General features: G+C 73.3%; 11 protein-coding genes. 6 read left to right on the forward strand and 5 right to left on the reverse strand.

All coding sequences use genetic code 11. The annotated features are described in order from the left end of the window. The first annotated feature begins 5 nt into the window (after window positions 1-5). Window positions 6-812, forward strand: coding sequence for an adenosylcobinamide-GDP ribazoletransferase (gene cobS / locus ACWGSR_RS19510; protein WP_376242261.1), 807 nt, complete (start codon window positions 6-8; stop codon window positions 810-812). A 7-nt stretch (window positions 813-819) separates the two neighbouring features. Here the strand turns inward: cobS and ACWGSR_RS19515 are convergent, their stop codons facing one another. The 5 genes from ACWGSR_RS19515 to ACWGSR_RS19535 form a co-directional block, all read right to left on the reverse strand. Beyond that, a complete protein-coding gene (locus ACWGSR_RS19515; RefSeq protein ID WP_453567742.1) occupies window positions 820-1,614 on the reverse strand; it encodes an endo alpha-1,4 polygalactosaminidase in 795 nt (264 codons plus the stop codon). After that, window positions 1,611-2,231 carry a spherulation-specific family 4 protein gene (locus ACWGSR_RS19520; protein ID WP_453567744.1) on the reverse strand — a complete coding sequence of 207 codons (621 nt, stop codon included), beginning with the start codon at window positions 2,229-2,231 and terminating at the stop codon, window positions 1,611-1,613. Before ACWGSR_RS19520 ends, ACWGSR_RS19515 begins: the two co-directional genes overlap by 4 nt. Window positions 2,232-2,433: 202 nt before the next feature. Next, entirely contained in the window at window positions 2,434-4,023 is a 1,590-nt protein-coding gene (locus tag ACWGSR_RS19525) for a hypothetical protein (RefSeq protein ID WP_453567746.1), read from the reverse strand. Continuing rightward, window positions 4,020-5,576: a GT4 family glycosyltransferase PelF gene (pelF, locus tag ACWGSR_RS19530; protein WP_453567748.1), complete on the reverse strand. Its 1,557-nt coding sequence runs from the start codon at window positions 5,574-5,576 to the stop codon at window positions 4,020-4,022. Before pelF ends, ACWGSR_RS19525 begins: the two co-directional genes overlap by 4 nt. Before the next feature lie 27 nt (window positions 5,577-5,603). Further along, window positions 5,604-7,715 carry a hypothetical protein gene (locus ACWGSR_RS19535; protein ID WP_453567750.1) on the reverse strand — a complete coding sequence of 704 codons (2,112 nt, stop codon included), beginning with the start codon at window positions 7,713-7,715 and terminating at the stop codon, window positions 5,604-5,606. Between the two features lie 316 nt (window positions 7,716-8,031). Between ACWGSR_RS19535 and ACWGSR_RS19540 the strand changes: the two genes are divergently transcribed. From ACWGSR_RS19540 to aceE, 5 genes are all read left to right on the forward strand, one after another. Next, the gene (locus ACWGSR_RS19540) at window positions 8,032-9,540 is read left to right on the forward strand and encodes a leucyl aminopeptidase (RefSeq protein WP_376242272.1); all 1,509 of its coding nucleotides are present in this window, start codon (window positions 8,032-8,034) and stop codon (window positions 9,538-9,540) included. 299 nt (window positions 9,541-9,839) lie between these two features. Then, on the forward strand, window positions 9,840-11,228 hold the full coding sequence (gene lpdA / locus ACWGSR_RS19545) for a dihydrolipoyl dehydrogenase (RefSeq protein WP_376242274.1): 1,389 nt from the start codon (window positions 9,840-9,842) through the stop codon (window positions 11,226-11,228). Window positions 11,229-11,290: 62 nt separating this feature from the next. Further along, window positions 11,291-13,105 carry a 2-oxoglutarate dehydrogenase, E2 component, dihydrolipoamide succinyltransferase gene (gene sucB / locus ACWGSR_RS19550; RefSeq protein WP_376242276.1) on the forward strand — a complete coding sequence of 605 codons (1,815 nt, stop codon included), beginning with the start codon at window positions 11,291-11,293 and terminating at the stop codon, window positions 13,103-13,105. 130 nt (window positions 13,106-13,235) lie between these two features. After that, window positions 13,236-13,859: a GntR family transcriptional regulator gene (locus ACWGSR_RS19555; protein ID WP_030205765.1), complete on the forward strand. Its 624-nt coding sequence runs from the start codon at window positions 13,236-13,238 to the stop codon at window positions 13,857-13,859. A gap of 459 nt (window positions 13,860-14,318) precedes the next feature. Next, a complete protein-coding gene (aceE, locus tag ACWGSR_RS19560; protein ID WP_453567753.1) occupies window positions 14,319-17,033 on the forward strand; it encodes a pyruvate dehydrogenase (acetyl-transferring), homodimeric type in 2,715 nt (904 codons plus the stop codon). Window positions 17,034-17,070 lie beyond the last annotated feature (37 nt).

Raw genomic sequence — 17,070 nt, forward strand, 5'->3', positions numbered from 1 at the left:
GCGTTATGCGCAATCTACCGTCCGGAACCGGCGATTACCCTGCCCGGATGGACGGCCTGCGTTTCGCCTTCGGCACCCTCACGGTGCTTCCCGCCCGCATCACCCGCTGGGACCGGGACGCGGCGCGCGCCGGCATGCTCTGCGCCCCGCTCGCCGGGGTGACCGTCGGTCTGGCCTCGGCCGCGCTCGGCGGGACGTTCCTGCTGCTCGGCTCGGGCCCGCTGCTCGCGGCCGTCGTCACCGCCGCCGTGCCCGCCGTCCTCACCCGGGGCCTCCACCTCGACGGCCTCGCGGACACCGCCGACGGCCTCGGCAGCGCCAAGCCGGCCGAGGACGCGCTGCGCATCATGAAGCAGTCGGACATCGGCCCGTTCGGCGTGATCGCCGTGGTCCTCGTCCTGTTCGCCCAGGTCGCCGCGCTCTCCCACCTGTACGAGGAGGGCTGGGCGCACGGCGTCACCGCCGCCGTCCTCGCCGCCACCGTCGCCCGCCTCGCCCTCACCCACGCCTCCCGCCACGGCGTCCCGGCGGCCCGGCCCGAGGGGCTCGGCGCGATCGTCGCCGCGACGGTCCCGGTGCGCTCCGCGACCCTGGTGACGGGCACCTTCCTGGTCCTGGCCGCCGGGGCGGGCCTGCTGCTCTCCCCGTACGACGCGGTCCGCAACGTCCTGGCGGCCGGCGCCGCCCTGGGCGCGGCGGCGCTGCTGCTGCGCCGGTGCGTGCGCCGGTTCGGCGGGGTCACGGGCGACGTGTTCGGCGCGGTGGAGGAGACGGCGGCGACGGCGGCCCTGATGGCGCTGACGCTGGGCTGACCGGCCCCTAGCAGGGCCTGCGCCAGACCCCCAGCTCGTACTTCTTGAGCATGGAGCTGAGACCGATCCTCCGGGACTGCGGGCAGAACTGCGCGGTCGTCAGCTCGTACTCCACGTGGAAGACGGCCTTGCCGGCCTTCACGAACGGGGTGAGGCGGTCGCACTCCTCGTACTCGGCGCACTGCTCGTTGACCGCGAAGTCGAAGTCCGGGAGGAGCTCCGGGATCTGGTCGAGGTCGTTCTTGAGGCCGACCGCGAGTCCGCGCTCGTGGGCCAGACGGGCGATCAGGCGGTTGTAGCGGAGCTGGTCGGCGGCGGTGAGCGGGAAGCCGGTGCGGTTCTTGTAGCCGTCCATGTTGTCGGGCTCGACGGCGTCGAAGCCCTTGTCGCGGCACATGTCGAGGCGTTCGGCCATCAGGGGGCCGAGGACGTCGGTGCGGCGGATGTCGAGCCAGCGCTCGCCCTTCCAGCCGTTGCCCCCGCCGAGCACGGCCTTCGGGAAGCGGCCGGCGTCCGGGCGGAAGTCCTCCCAGGCGCCGGTGGAGAGGTAGCAGATCACCTTGCGGCCCCGGGCGTGCAGGTCCTTCACGGCGGACGCCGGGTGGTCGAAGCCGTCGATGTCGTACACGGGGACGTCGACCGTCGGGTCGAGCCGGCCGCTGAGCTGCCACTGCCAGGCGAGGCCGGGCTTCGGCCGCCAGCGCTCCTCCGCCCGCTTGGCGTCGGGGGCGGGGCCGGGGGCCGTCGTGCAGGCGGTGGCGAGGAGCAGCAGCCCCGCGAGCAGGGAGAGCGGGCGTCTCATCGGGCGGGCTCCGGGAGGTGCGGGAGGGTGCCCCAGGGGTGCGCGCCCGCGCCGGGCACCGCGCAGTGCACCGGGGTGGCGGGGCGGAACCCGGCGGGGGCGGCGTAGACCAGGTGGCAGTAGTGGGCGGCGACCGGCAGGTCGAGGGTGCGGTAGGTGTCCCAGGGGCCCTCGAAGGTGACGAGCAGGTCGGCCTGGGCCTCGTAGCCGGGGTCCGGGTGGGCCCCGTGGTTGAAGACCAGGGTCGCGGCCCCGGCGGCCCGTGCGGCGACCGCGATCCGGCGGTAGTGGGCGAGGGCTCCGGGCGCGGTCGCCACCTGGTCCAGGAAGGCGCCGTCGGCGCCGTACCAGTCGCGGTGGCGCAGCAGTTCGGCGACGACCTCGGCCTGCGGGCGGCGCCCGTAGGCCGTGTCCGCGTAGCCGAGGACCCGGACGCCGGCCTCCCGCAGCCGCCCGGCGGCCTCGGCGAACGCCGGGTCGGGCGCCGGGCCCGCGCCGCTCGCCGGGTTGAGGACGACGCCGTACAGGGAGGGCGCCGCGCCGACGAGCGCCGCCCAGGCGTCGGGGCGTTCGGCCGGGTGCTCGTAGAACGGCACGAGGAGGGACGGGGTCGTCATCGCATCACCTGGGGGTGTCTTGTCGATCGGGCCGGATCGGGGAGCGGCGTCCGGTGCCGTGCCTCGCAAGGCGGAGGAGGGAGTCGACGCGGTGGGGGCACCTCCCGTGCCCGAAGGGCTGCGGGGGAGTCGGCGGGTGACGACAACGCGGCTAGGTGCGGCACCGGACGCCGCGAGCCCGGCATGATCGGCAAGACACCCCCTAAGCGCGATGGGCAGTCGGTCGTACCAGCAGAACACAGGTGAGGACGGCGAGCACGGCCGCCGCTCCCCCGGTCGCCGCCGGGCCCGCCGCGGGCAGCGCGGTCTGCGCGGCCGCCGCGAGCAGGCAGACGGTGGCGGCGCCGAGCACCGCGCCGAAGGCCTGGAGCAGCAGCCCGAGCCAGAGCGCGGTCCCGACGAGGAGCAGGGCGAGCAGGTGCGGGAGGGCCGGCCGGGGCGCCCCCGGCCAGAGCAGGGTCACGGCGAGGGCGAGGGCGGTGAGGACGGTGAGGTAGCTCCCGAGGCAGAGGACGAGGGTGCCGGTGGCCGCCCGCCGGAACTCGCGGGCGGTGGTGAGGGTCCGCAGCCGGGTCAGGGTCTCGCCCCGGAAGCGGTGCAGCAGCCATTCGGCGGGCCCCATGGAGAGGGTGAGCGCGACGACCGCTCCCGCGCCGCCCACCGGGGTGGGGCCGACGCCCGCGTGCAGGACGAGCAGGCCGCTGCCGAGGCCGAAGAGCCCGTACGGGAGCGAGGCCGCGCGCGGGGGTCCGCCGCGTCCCGCCGCCGCCCGCCGCAGGCCCGGCCGGAGCACGAGCGCGGCGAGGACGGTCGTGGCGGTGAGGGAGGCGAGGAGGAGGCCGGTCCGCAGGGGGTCGGGCAGGTCCCAGCGGAAGGCGGGGACGGCCCCGGCGAGCGGCACCAGGGCGCCGAGCAGGGCCCGTTCTCGGCCGAGGACCAGGAGGGCGGTCGCGGCGGCGAGGTAGAGCGCCTGTCCGGCGGCGAAGACGGCGGCCGGGATCTCGCCGGGCGCGGCGACGGCGAGGGCGACGCCCGTCCCGGCGAGGGCGCCCGGGGGCGCGCCGGTGAGCAGGGCGCGGGCGGCGGCGGGCCGGTCGCCGAGGCCGAGCCAGGTGTACGCGCGGTGGGACAGGGCCTGGTTCCAGACCCAGCCGGTGACGGCCCCGGCGAGCAGCGGAACCGTTCCGCCGGGTAGCCCGAACCGGCCGTGCTCCCCCGCGAGCAGCGGGGCGGCCAGGACGTACGCGAGGCCGGGCAGCGCGAAGACGAGCCCGCGCAGGAGGCAGTCCGCGAGCCCCCCGAGCCGGGGCCCGGCGGGCGGCGCCTGCGGTGCGGGGTGGCGCCGCTCCACGCGCGCGTAGAGGTCCTCGGCGAGGGCGAAGGAGTCGGCGCGGCCGTAGGTGAGCCGGATGTGGTCGTCGGTCATGCCGTCGGACTCCAGGAGCGCGGCCACCTCGTCGGGGTGCACGGCGGCGGCGACGAACCCGTCGAGCCGCTCGGCGAGTTCGTCGAGGGGGTCGGGGGCGAGGCCAAGGTCCGGGGTGGGGCCCGGGTCCGGGGCCTTCTCCGCGCCCGGGGCCCTCTCCGCGTGCAGAGCCCTCTCCGCGTGCAGGGCCCTCTCCCTGTCCGGGGGCTTCGGCGCGTGCGGGGCCCTCTCCTCGTCCGGGGTCTTCTCCGCGTCCGGGGCCGTCCCCGCGTCCCGGGTCTTCGGCGTCTCCTCCCGGCGGGGTCTCGGGATCGCCGGGAGGGTGTCCCCCTCCTTCGGGGGTCTCAGCCAGAGGGAGCCGCTCATGCCGGGGTGCCTCCCGCCACGAGGGCCGCCGGGGTGCGGCGGACGGCGGGGGCGCCGGCCGTCCGGGGCCTCGGGGCCGGGCGGTCGGGGCGGTCCACGCGGGCGCGTGGCCGTTCGCCCGCCAGTTCGCGGTAGATGCGGCGGAAGCCGTCCACCGAGCGGTTCAGGGTGAAGCGGTCGACGACCCGCTGCCGGGCCAGGCGGCCCAGTTCGGCGCGGCGGGCGCCGTCGCCCAGGAGCGCCGAGAGGGCGGCGGCCATGACGGCCGGTTCGCGGGGCGGGACGACGATCCCGGTGTCGCCGACGGCCTCCCGCACCCCTCCGACGTCCGTGGAGACGGTCGCGCGGCCGCAGGACATGGCCTCGATGAGGGAGAAGGGGAAGCCCTCGCTGATGGAGGAGAGCACGACCACGCTGCCGGCCGCGTAGGCCGAGGGCACGTCGGAGACGCGGCCCTCGAAGGTGACGCCGTCGGTGACGCCCAGTTCGGCGGCGAGCTTCTCCAGGCGGGTCCGGTAGTCCTCGTTCCCGGCGGGCACCGGGCCGAACAACCGCAGCCGCAGCGCGGGGAGTTCGGCGCGGCAGATCGCGTACGCCCGGATCAGGGTCTCCAGGTCCTTGATGGGGTCGACGCGCCCGCACCAGCTGAGGGTGGGGATCGCGGGCTCGGGGCCGGCCTCGGGGAAGAGGGCCGGGTCGACACCGTTGTAGACGGTGCGGATGCGGTCGGCGGGGGCGCCGCCGCGCTCCTCCCAGCGCCGGTTGTACTGGTTGCAGGGGGTGATGAGGTCGGCCTTGCGGTAGCCGAGGGTGTTGAGCTCGCGGTAGAAGGCGAGCATCAGGGCCTTGACGGGCCAGGGCTGCGTCTCGGTGCGGTAGCCGAGGTACCGCTCGCGCAGGTAGATGCCGTGTTCGGTCAGCAGGAAGGGGACCCCTTCGAAGTGCTGCGCGGCGAGGGCCGGCAGGGTGGCGAGGCCGCTGGAGACGGCGTGCGCCACACCACCGGGGGATATCCGGGCGGCGAGCGGGCGCAGGGCGTGTTCGAGCAGGTCGGTGGCGGTGAGGGCGTCGTGGACGGTGGGCCGGGCCGCGCGCGTCGGCAGGTGCGGCATGGCCCACGTCCACATCAGGGAGCGCAGGGCGGCCTCGGAGCGGAGGGCGGCGGTGAGCCGTCCCTGCCGGGCGAGGGCCGCCAGTTCGTACAGGCTGGTGCCGAAGTCGTAGCCGGTCCCCGGGTCGAGCAGGGAGAGCAGGAGGCATTCGTAGGTGTCGAGGAAGCGGCGGCGGTCCCGCCCCCGCGGGGCCCGGCGCGCGCGGACGGGCGCGGCCGGGCCCCGGGAGTGGCCCCAGAGGGGGAACGCGGTGTGCCGGACGACGTTGGACGGCAGGTCCCAGGTGACGGGCTCCCGTCCGCTGCCGGTGAGGGCCAGGATGTCGAAGTCCACCTCGGGCATGCCCCGGACGAGCTGGTCGCACCAGGTGCTGACCCCGCCGTGGACGTGCGGATAGGTGCCTTCGGTGAGCATGGTGACGTGACGGCCACTGCTCGGCATGTTCGGTTCCCCCCGGAACGTGCTGGGTCAGGTGGTCGGGATCGTGAGGGTGACGGCGCTCTGGAGCAGTTCGGGCGAGGTCCAGGCGGAGCGGGTGCCGGCGTAGGCCGTGCCGAAGGCGGTGGTGCCGAGGAGCAGCTTCTTGCGGGTGCCCTCGGGGGCGGTCACGGGCGCGGTGACGCCGGAGGGCGCCTTGACGGTGACGGTGGTGCCGATCCGGTAGGCGGTGACCTTCCCGGCGGCGAGGGCCTGGTCCCAGGCGGCGCGGCGGGTCAGTTCGGTGCCGACGTCCCGCTGGGCCGGGTTGACCAGGGGCGCGGAGGGCGCGAACAGGGCCCGGTAGTCGGCCAGTACGCGGTCGAGGACGGGGTAGAGGAGTCGCTCCTCGGCCAGGTTGGACTGGTGCACGTAGTGCGGGCGCGGGTCGTTGCCGAGGACGTGGGAGAGCGCGATGCGCGCCTCCTGCGGGACGATGTGGTCGGCGTAGCCGGTGGCGACGGGCAGCGGGGCGGGCAGGCAGGTGGAGGCCGGGTTGGACTCGCAGATGCCGCTGCCGCCGTCGGCGCGGGAGGTGTAGACCCAGTTGTACTCGTCGGCCATCTCGGCGGCGGTGCCCACGTTGTAGTACACGTTCATGGGGTGGCGGGGCACGGTCTTCGCGGCGCCGGAGGAGGTGCCGACCGTGCGCTGCTGCGGCTCGCGGGAGTTGTCGCTCGCGATCCACTTCACGCCGTTGTCGGCGAGCGCGCCGGCGAGGTGGGGGTTGTCGACGGGCTGCTGGGGCAGGGTCCTCAGGCCGGAGTGCTCGCCGGTGACGAGTTCGGAGCGGTCGACGGAGATGCCCTTGCGGACGGCCCAGTCGTGGTTGTCGCGGATCTGCGCGGACAGTTCGGCGCGGCTCACCCAGAGGGTGTTGCCCTTGGCGTCCGCGGCGCACCGCCAGGGCACGACGGTGGTGTCCTGGACGCAGCCGAGGAAGGGGTGGGTGTAGGTGTGGTTGATCCACCGGTACTGGGCGCGGTCGGCGACGAGCCGGTCGGTGAGCGGGTCGGAGCCGCCGTGCTCGGTCTTCCACTGCTCGCCCTGGCCGCCGTTGTAGACCATGTCGAGGGTGAGGCCGGAGGCCTTCTGCCAGGCGGCGGCGTACTGGGCGTCCGCGGCGGTCATGCGGATCGGGTCCGCGCCCTCGCCGTCGTCGCCGACGCAGTCGAAGTCGCCCGGGGTGCAGTCGCGCGCGGAGTCCCAGCGGGCGTCGGGGGCGAAGACGTCGTCGACGTGGACCGAGAGGTAGTTGCGGCTCTGGCCGAGGTGGACGCCCTGGGTCAGCCATTCGACGATGCCGCGGGCGAGGGCCCGGAACTGCCGCTGGTACTGGTTGTAGGCGAAGGTGACGACGAGTTCGCGGCGCCCGTCGGCGGCGTACTCGCCGACGAGGCTGGCCCGGCCGCCGCCGTCGACGGGGACGTCGAGGTAGCTGGTGTAGCCGGCGCGGGGGCGGCCCGCGTAGCCGTAGCTCTCGGAGACCGTCGGGTCGTTGTCCTCGAAGGTGAGGGAACCGGCGAGGTAACCGAAGGGGCCCGCCTTGCCGGCGGCGGTGACGGAGGTGGTGATCCCGTCGAGGACGCCGGACATGCCGCCCTCGCTGGTGTAGTCGAGGCCGACGCCCGGGTGCGACCAGGTGTAGGCGTCGACCTGCGGGATCCCGAAGGTCCGCTCGTACGCCCGGAGCGCGGTCTGCTCGGCGGAGTCGGGGCCGAAGGCGGTCTCGTGGGGCAGGACGACGCCCTGGTACTTGGCGCGGGGCCGCCCGTCGACGGTGTCGCTGAGGAAGGCCTGGTTCAGGACCGGCCGGTTCGGGTCGTTGAGGTCGATCCTGCGGTACGGGACGCCGGAGCCCTTCAGCTCGGCGGTGATCGCCCCGACCGCGCTGCCGCCGTCGTCGACGACGAGGACGGTGAGGTCGACGCGGGGCGCCGCCGGGGCGGTGGCGGCCTGCGCGGACGGCACGACGGTGGCGACGAGCGCTGCGGCGGCGAGGGCCGCCGTGCGGGCTATCCGGGACGCGGTGCGGGACGGGGCGCGGTCGTCCGGGGCGGTGCGGGACCCGTTTCCGGGCGTACGGATTCGGCCGGAGTCCATCGGTGGTTTCCCCCCTCTGCAGGACCGCGCCGGGCCGGGACGGGACCGGGCGGGCCTGTGAAGATGTTGCAGATGGCGCGAAGGCGAGGGTGTCGCCCTTGCGTGATTGAGGCGAGTGTGGATGGAGCTCTTCGACTTTGGCCGGTAAACATGAAAGAGACACCACGGATGAGTGAATCAACGTCGCCGTGAGCGAACCGGGTGAGCGAGCGTAGGCTCGTTCCCGGCGCTCTCCGGGCCGAAATACGATGCGGCGGGCACGGTCGGCCCATCCCTCGACCGCCACAGAACTCAATGGAAGCGAGAATTCACCACCGTGACTGCTCTCACTCTCAGCACTGCCGGCGCGGCGACGCTGCGCGCCGACGCCCTCGTGGTCGGCGTCGCCAAGTCCGGGAAGGAGCTGATCGTCGCCCCGGGCGCCGAGGCCGTCGACAAGGCCTTCGAGGGCCGGCTCGCCGCCGTCCTGGAGACCCTGGGCGCCTCGGGTGCCGAGGGTGAGGCGACGAAGCTGCCCGCCCCCGCCGGTCTCAAGGCCCCCGTCGTCCTGGCCGTCGGCCTGGGCGGTGCGCCCGAGGACGGCGAGGCGTTCGGCACGGAGACCCTGCGCCGCGCCGCCGGCACCGCCGCCCGCGCGCTCTTCGGCTCGAAGAAGGCCGCGTTCGCCCTGCCGGTCGCCGACGCCGACGCCGTCTCCGCCGTCGCGGAGGGCGCCCTGCTCGGCGCGTACGCCTTCACCGCGTACCAGGAGGTCGGCAAGGACGCGAAGCGGCCGCTGGCCGAGGTCGCCCTGCTCGGCGCCAAGCCGCGCGACAAGGCCCACAAGGCCGCCGCCGAGCGCGCCCAGGCCGTCGCGGAGGAGATCAACCGCGCCCGCGACCTGATCAACACCCCGCCGAACGACCTGACCCCGGCCGCCTTCGCCGCCGCGGTGCAGACCGCCGGCAAGGAGCACGGCCTCAAGGTCCAGGTCCTCGACGAGAAGGCGCTCGCCAAGGGCGGCTACGGCGGCATCCTCGGCGTCGGCGCCGGCTCGGAGAACCCGCCGCGCCTGGTCCGCGTCGCCTACACCCACCCGAAGGCGGAGAAGACCCTCGCCCTGGTCGGCAAGGGCATCACCTACGACTCGGGCGGCATCTCCCTGAAGCCGGCCGGCCACAACGAGACGATGAAGTGCGACATGAGCGGCGCCGCCGCCGTGTTCTCCACCGTCGTCGCCGCGGCCCGCCTCGGCCTGGAGGCCAACGTCACCGGCTGGCTGGCGCTCGCCGAGAACATGCCGTCCGGCTCCGCCACCCGCCCGGGTGACGTCCTGCGCATGTACAGCGGCAAGACCGTCGAGGTCCTGAACACCGACGCCGAGGGCCGCCTGGTCCTGGCCGACGCGCTGACCCGCGCCTCCGAGGAGCACCCGGACGCGATCGTCGACGTGGCGACCCTGACCGGCGCGATGATGATGGCGCTCGGCAGCCGCACCTTCGGCATCATGGCCAACGACGACGAGTTCCGCTCCACGATCCACGAGGTCGCGGAGGAGGTCGGCGAGGCGTCCTGGCCGATGCCGCTCCCGGCGGACCTGCGCAAGGGCATGGACTCCCCCACCGCCGACATCGCGAACATGGGCGAGCGGATGGGCGGCGGCCTGGTCGCCGGCCTCTTCCTCCAGGAGTTCGTGGGCGAGGGCATCACCTGGGCCCACCTGGACATCGCGGGCCCGGCCTTCCACGAGGGCGCCCCGTACGGCTACACCCCCAAGGGCGGCACCGGCTCCTCGGTCCGCACCCTGGTGCGCCTGGCCGAGCGGGCCGCCGAGGGCGAGCTCTGAGCACCGTGTGACCCGTGCGACGGGGACGGCCCCGGGCTGCGTGCCCGGGGCCGTCCCCGTTCGCTCCCGACGTAACCGCGACGGAATCCGCAGGCTCGCACACCGTCCGGAACCCTCCGTACGGTCGATCGGCCGTCTCGGAGGGCGGCCCCGCGTCCCGCCATCCGTCAACAAGTGCGAAGATGGGTTCTCGGCAGGACAGGGCCCCCATCACAGGGCCGAAAATATAGCGGCCGAATACCAGCCGCCGCCCGGTCATGGACGACCGGCGACGAGCGCACATGCATGGAGGACGTGACGTGGCGAACGACGCCAGCACCGTTTTCGACCTAGTGATCCTCGGCGGCGGTAGCGGCGGTTACGCCGCGGCGCTGCGCGGAGCGCAGCTGGGCCTGGACGTCGCACTGATCGAGAAGAACAAGCTCGGCGGCACCTGCCTGCACAACGGCTGCATCCCGACGAAGGCCCTGCTCCACGCCGGCGAGGTCGCCGACCAGGCGCGCGAGGCGGAGCAGTTCGGTGTCAAGGCCTCCTTCGAGGGCATCGACATCAAGGGCGTGCACAAGTACAAGGACGACGTGATCGCGGGCCTCTACAAGGGTCTGCAGGGTCTCGTCGCCTCCCGCAAGGTGACCTACATCGAGGGCACGGGTCACCTCTCCTCCCCGACCTCCGTCGACGTGGACGGCCGCCGCGTCCAGGGGCGCCACGTCCTGCTCGCCACGGGTTCCGTGCCGAAGTCGCTGCCCGGTCTGGAGATCGACGGCAACCGGATCATCACCTCGGACCACGCGCTGACCCTGGACCGGGTCCCGGAGTCCGCGATCATCCTGGGCGGCGGCGTCATCGGCGTCGAGTTCGCCTCGGCGTGGAAGTCCTTCGGCACCGACGTCACCGTCATCGAGGGCATGAAGCACCTGGTGCCGGTCGAGGACGAGAACAGCTCGAAGCTTCTTGAGCGCGCGTTCCGCAAGCGCGGCATCAAGTTCAACCTCGGCACCTTCTTCCAGTCCGCCGAGTACACCGACAACGGCGTCAAGGTCACCCTGGCCGACGGCAAGACCTTCGAGGCCGAGGTCCTCCTGGTCGCCATCGGCCGCGGCCCGGTCTCCGCCGGCCTCGGCTACGAGGAGCAGGGCGTCGCGACGGACCGCGGCTACGTCCTGGTCGACGAGTACATGCGCACCAACGTGGAGACGATCTCGGCGGTGGGCGACCTCGTCCCGACCCTCCAGCTCGCGCACGTCGGCTTCGCCGAGGGCATCCTCGTCGCCGAGCGCCTGGCCGGTCTGAAGACCGTCCCGATCGACTACGACGGCGTGCCGCGGGTGACGTACTGCCACCCCGAGGTCGCCTCCGTCGGCATCACCGAGGCGAAGGCCAAGGAGGTGTACGGCGCGGACAAGGTCGTGGCCCTGAAGTACAACCTCGCGGGCAACGGCAAGAGCAAGATCCTGAAGACCGCGGGCGAGATCAAGCTCGTCCAGGTCAAGGACGGTGCCGTGGTCGGCGTCCACATGGTCGGTGACCGCATGGGCGAGCAGGTCGGCGAAGCGCAGCTGATCTACAACTGGGAGGCGCTGCCGGCCGAGGTCGCGCAGCTCATCCACGCCCACCCGACGCAGAACGAGGCGCTCGGCGAGGCCCACCTGGCCCTGGCCGGCAAGCCGCTGCACTCCCACGACTGACGCTCACGTCATCCCAGGGCGCGACGACCACTTTCCGCAATTCGTTAGGAGCAACTGAAACCATGTCGGTTTCCGTAACCCTGCCGGCGCTCGGCGAGAGCGTCACCGAGGGCACCGTCACCCGCTGGCTCAAGGCCGAGGGCGAGCGCGTCGAGGCCGACGAGCCGCTGCTCGAGGTCTCGACCGACAAGGTCGACACCGAGATCCCCGCCCCCGCCTCGGGCATCCTGGCCTCCATCAAGGTCGCCGAGGACGAGACGGTCGAGGTCGGCGCCGAGCTGGCCATCATCGACGACGGCTCCGGCGACTCCGCCGCGGCCGAGGCCCCGGCCGCCGAGTCCGCTCCGGCGCAGGAGGCCCCGGCTCCGGAGGCCCCGCAGGCCGAGCCGTCCACCGAGACCGAGCAGCCCGCCCCGGCCCCGACGGCCGAGGCCACCTCCGGCGGCGGTTCCGCCGAGGGCACCGACGTCGTGCTGCCCGCCCTGGGCGAGTCCGTCACCGAGGGCACCGTCACCCGCTGGCTGAAGTCGGTCGGCGAGACCGTCGAGGCCGACGAGCCGCTGCTCGAGGTCTCCACGGACAAGGTCGACACCGAGATCCCGGCCCCGGCCTCCGGTGTCCTCCTGGAGATCGTCGTCAACGAGGACGAGACCGCCGAGGTCGGCGCCAAGCTGGCCGTCATCGGCGCCGCGGGCTCGGCTCCGGCCGCCGCCCCGGCCCAGGAGGCCCCGGCCCCCGAGGCCGCTCCGGCCCCGGCCCCGAAGCAGGAGGAGGCCCCCGCGGCTCCGGCCGCCCCGGCCCCGGCTCCCGCGCCGGCCGCCCCGGCCGCTCCCGCCGCCCCGGCTCCGGCTCCGGCCGCCCAGGCCCCGGCTCCGGCCGCTCCGGCCCAGGCCGCCCCGTCGATCGCCCCGGCCGTGGTCACCCCCGTCCCGTCCGCCCCGGCTCCTGCCGAGGACGGCGCGTACGTGACCCCGCTGGTCCGCAAGCTCGCCACCGAGAACGGTGTCGACCTGGCGTCCGTCAAGGGCTCCGGCGTCGGCGGCCGCATCCGCAAGCAGGACGTCCTCGCGGCGGCCGAGGCCAAGAAGGCTCCGGCTCCGGCCGCCGCCCCGGCCGCGTCCGCCCCGAAGGCTCCGGCTCCGGAGACCTCCCCGCTGCGCGGTCAGACCGTCAAGATGACCCGCATGCGCAAGGTCATCGGCGACAACATGATGAAGGCGCTGCACGGCCAGGCCCAGCTGACCTCGGTCGTCGAGGTCGACATCACCAAGCTGATGAAGCTGCGCGCCCGCGCCAAGGACGCCTTCGCCGCCCGTGAGGGCGTCAAGCTCTCCCCGATGCCGTTCTTCGTGAAGGCGGCAGCCCAGGCGCTGAAGGCCCACCCGGTCATCAACGCCCGGATCAACGAGGACGAGGGCACGATCACCTACTTCGACACCGAGAACATCGGTATCGCGGTGGACTCCGAGAAGGGTCTGATGACCCCGGTCATCAAGAGCGCGGGCGACCTCAACATCGCCGGCATCTCGAAGAAGACCGCGGAGCTGGCCGGCGCCGTGCGCGCCAGCAAGATCACGCCGGACGACCTGGCCGGCGCGACCTTCACCATCTCCAACACCGGTTCGCGCGGCGCGCTGTTCGACACGATCATCGTGCCCCCGAACCAGGTCGCCATCCTGGGCATCGGCGCCACCGTGCGCCGTCCCGTCGTGATCGACCACCCGGACCTGGGCGAGACGATCGCGATCCGCGACATGACGTACGTCGCGCTGTCCTACGACCACCGTCTGGTGGACGGCGCCGACGCCGCCCGCTACCTGACGGCCGTCAAGGCGATCCTGGAGGCCGGCGAGTTCGAGGTCGACCTCGGCCTGTAGTCGCGTGCGGGCGGGCTCCGGCCCGGCCGCAACGTAACGAGCCTCACCTGCGGCGCCCCCGTCCGGAAGTGTTTCCGGACGGGGGCGCCGCCGTATTGTCTAAGGGTCAACACTCCCCGAGGAGCCCTTCATGACCGTCCCCGTCGTCCACTCGCTGCGCGAACAGATCCGCGAGCACATCGTGGAGGGGATCGTCAGCGGCCGCTGGAAGCCGGGCGAGCGGATCGTGGAGCGCCGGATCGCGACCGAGCTGGAGGTCAGCCAGACCCCGGTCCGCGAGGCGCTGCGCGAGCTGGAGTCGCTGCGGCTGATCGAGTCGGCGCCCAACAAGGGCGTCCGGGTCCGCAACCTCACCGCGGCCGACCTGGAGGAGAGTTACCCCGTACGGGCCGGTCTGGAGCAGATCGCGGCCGAGCTGGCGGCCGGACGGCTCTCGGCGGACTGCTCGGCCCTGGAGCCGCACGTGGCGGCCCTGTACGAGGCGGACGCGGCCTCGGACGGGACGGCGCAGGTGCGGCACACGGTGGCCTTCCACCGGGAGCTGGTGAAGGCGGCCGGGAACGCCGTGCTGCTGCACACCTGGGAGACGCTCGGCATCGAGGTCTTCACGGCCCTCTCGATCCGCTGGCTGGGCACGGTCCAGAAGTCGTACGCGGAGGAGCACCAGGAGCTGGTGGAGGCCTTCCGGCGGGGCGACCCGAACATCGGCGCGCTGGTGAAGGCGCACGTCCTGGGCTGCGCGCCACGCGCCTGACGCCGCCGCCCTCCTCCTGAGCGGGTCCCTTCCGGGCCCGCTTTTCCCGTGCCCGTACGCGCGTCCGCAGACCTGCTCGCCCACACGACCCCGCACGCCCGGTCGTTCACACGTCCGCAGGCCTGCCCGCCCGCGCGTCCGCACGCCCGTTCGCCCCGCTGCCCGCGCCCCCGCTTGTCCGGTCGCCCGGACAGCCGTCCGTCCGCATCCCGGCGGCCCGCTCATCCGTGCGCGCACCCCCTCAGAAAGCCGCCCCCACCTGCGAAAACAAGGCACCGGGTGCCCTTTTTCGCGGCACCCTGTGCCGACTTTCTCGATCTGAAGAGGTTTTCGCCTTCAACCCTTTGATCGATCATCGATCGCCGGTTTACAGTCTTCGGCGGGCCACACCCGGCCCTCCGCCCTGTCCTGCCAGACAAGGCCCCATCTTCACCCCCACCTGTCCGGAAGGCGGCGATCATGACCGATCCCGTAGGCAAGATTCCGAGCGAGCTCGACCAGCTCCCGGACCGTGACACCGAGGAGACCGCCGAGTGGGCGGCCTCCCTGGACGCCGTCACCAAGGCCGCCGGCCCGCACCGGGCCGCCTACCTGATGCGCCGCACGCTCCAGCACGCCGAGGGCGCGGGCCTCGCCCTCCCCAAGCTCCTGGAGACGGACTACGTCAACACCATCCCCACCTCCGCCGAGCCGTCGGTCACCGAGTTCGGCGGCGACGAGGAGATGGAGCGGAAGATCACCGCGTGGAACCGCTGGAACGCGGCCGCGATGGTCTCCCGCGGCTCCAAGTACGGCGTCGGCGGCCACATCGCCACCTTCGCCTCCGCGGCCTGGCTGTACGAGACGGGCTTCAACCACTTCTTCAAGGGCAAGGAGTCGCAGGACGCCCCCGGCTCCGGCGACCAGCTCTACATCCAGGGCCACGCCTCCCCCGGCATCTACGCCCGCGCCTTCCTCGACGGACGCCTGAACGAGGCGCACCTCGACAACTTCCGGCAGGAGTCCGGCGGCAACGGCCTGCCCTCCTACCCCCACCCGCGCCGCCTCCCCTGGCTGTGGGAGTTCCCGACCGTCTCCATGGGTCTGGGCCCGCTCTCCGCGATCTACCAGGCGCGCTTCAACCGCTACCTGACCAACCGCGCCATCAAGGACGTCTCCGCCTCCCACGTGTGGGCGTTCCTCGGCGACGGCGAGATGGACGAGCCCGAGTCGACCGCGGCCCTCGCGCTCGCGGCCCGCGAGGGCCTGGACAACCTGACCTTCGTCATCAACTGCAACCTGCAGCGCCTCGACGGCCCGGTCCGCGCCAACTTCAAGATCGTGCAGGAGCTGGAGGCCCAGTTCCGCGGCGCCGGCTGGAACGTCGTGAAGTCGCTGTGGGGCAACGCCTGGGACGAGCTGTTCGCGCTCGACACCACCGGCGCCCTGGTCCGCCGCCTCCGCGAGGTGCCGGACGCGCAGGTCCAGACGTACCAGACCCGCGACGCCGCCTACATCCGCCAGGACTTCTTCGGCAAGGAGCCGGCGCTCGCCGAGATGGCGAAGCTGCTGAGCGACGACAAGATCCTGGAGTGCTTCCACCTCTCCCGCGGCGGCCACGAGCCGCGCAAGGTGTACGCCGCGTACAAGGCCGCCCTGGAGTTCAAGGGCGCGCCGACGGTCATCCTCGCGCAGACCGTCAAGGGCTTCACCCTCGGTGAGGGCTTCGCGTCGAAGAACGCGAACCACCAGATGAAGAAGCTCTCCACGGACGAGTTCAAGAACATGCGGGACCTGCTCGGACTGCCCATCTCGGACGCGCAGTTCGTCGACGGCCAGGTGCCCTACGGCCACCCCGGCGCCGACTCCCCCGAGGTCCGCTACCTCCAGGAGCGCCGCGCGGCCCTCGGCGGCCCGGCCCCGGCCCGCCGCGTGCACCCGCTGGCCCCGCTGCCGGCCCCGGCCGAGAAGGCGTTCAGCGTCTTCGACAAGGGCTCCGGCAAGCAGTCGATGGCCACGACGATGGCGTTCGTCCGCCTGGTGAAGGACCTGATCCGCGACAAGGAGACCGGCAGGCGCTGGGTCCCGATCGTCCCGGACGAGGCCCGCACCTTCGGCATGGAGAGCCTCTTCCCGTCGCTCGGCATCTACTCGCCGAAGGGCCAGACGTACGAGCCGGTCGACCGCGACCAGCTGATGTACTACAAGGAGGCCAAGAACGGCCAGATCCTCAACGAGGGGATCACCGAGGCCGGTTCGATGGCCGACTTCATCGCCGCTTCCACCGCGTACTCCACGCACGGCGAGGCGATGATCCCGTTCTACATCTTCTACTCGATGTTCGGCTGGCAGCGCACCGCCGACCAGATGTGGCAGCTCGGCGACCAGCTCGGCCGCGGCTTCCTCGTCGGCGCGACCGCCGGCCGAACCACCCTGACCGGTGAGGGCCTCCAGCACGCCGACGGCCACTCGCCGGTGATCGCGGCCACCAACCCGGCGGCCCTGACGTACGACCCGGCGTTCGCCTACGAGGTCGCGGCCATCGTCAAGGAGGGTCTGCGCCGGATGTACGGCGAGGCCGCCGAGGGCGAGGACCAGGACGTCTTCTACTACCTCACGGTCTACAACGAGCCGATGCCGCAGCCCGCCAAGCCGGCCGGGATCGACGAGGGCATCGTCAAGGGCCTGTACCGCTTCAACACGGCCGAGTCCGCCGGGGTCGACCTGCCCGCGAACCCCTCCCGCATCCAGCTCCTCTCCTCCGGCACGGCCATCCACTGGGCCCTGGAGGCGCAGAAGCTGCTCGCCGCCGAGTGGGGCGTGGCCGCCGACGTGTGGTCCGCGACCTCCTGGACGGAGCTGCGGCGCGACGCCCTGGAGGCGGACGCGGCGCTGCTGCGCGGCGAGGAGCGGGTGCCGTACGTCCGCGAGGCCCTGGCGGGCGCCGAGGGCCCGGTGCTCGCGGTCTCCGACTACATGCGCCAGGTCCCGGACCAGATCGCGCAGTGGGTCGAGCAGGACTGGTCCTCGCTGGGCGCCGACGGCTTCGGCCTCTCGGACACCCGAGACGCGGCCCGCCGCCACTTCGGCGTCGACGCGCAGTCGATCGTCGTCGCGGCGCTCGCGCAGCTCGCGCGGCGCGGCGAGGTGCAGGCGTCGGCCGTGAAGGAGGCGCGCGAGCGCTACGGCCTGTAAGGGTCCTCCGGTCCGGACGGGGCGGGCGGCACGCATG

The organism is Streptomyces sp. NPDC055632 (assembly GCF_053618675.1).

Bases quoted from the DNA above. Each gene is read 5' to 3' on its own strand.
- pelF (WP_453567748.1), bottom strand. From the start codon at position 5,576: ATGCCGAGCAGTGGCCGTCACGTCACCATGCTCACCGAAGGCACCTAT.
- cobS (WP_376242261.1), top strand. From the start codon at position 6: ATGCGCAATCTACCGTCCGGAACCGGCGATTACCCTGCCCGGATGGAC.
- ACWGSR_RS19520 (WP_453567744.1), bottom strand. From the start codon at position 2,231: ATGACGACCCCGTCCCTCCTCGTGCCGTTCTACGAGCACCCGGCCGAA.
- ACWGSR_RS19525 (WP_453567746.1), bottom strand. From the start codon at position 4,023: ATGAGCGGCTCCCTCTGGCTGAGACCCCCGAAGGAGGGGGACACCCTC.
- ACWGSR_RS19555 (WP_030205765.1), top strand. From the start codon at position 13,236: ATGACCGTCCCCGTCGTCCACTCGCTGCGCGAACAGATCCGCGAGCAC.
- aceE (WP_453567753.1), top strand. From the start codon at position 14,319: ATGACCGATCCCGTAGGCAAGATTCCGAGCGAGCTCGACCAGCTCCCG.
- ACWGSR_RS19515 (WP_453567742.1), bottom strand. From the start codon at position 1,614: ATGAGACGCCCGCTCTCCCTGCTCGCGGGGCTGCTGCTCCTCGCCACC.
- sucB (WP_376242276.1), top strand. From the start codon at position 11,291: ATGTCGGTTTCCGTAACCCTGCCGGCGCTCGGCGAGAGCGTCACCGAG.
- ACWGSR_RS19535 (WP_453567750.1), bottom strand. From the start codon at position 7,715: ATGGACTCCGGCCGAATCCGTACGCCCGGAAACGGGTCCCGCACCGCC.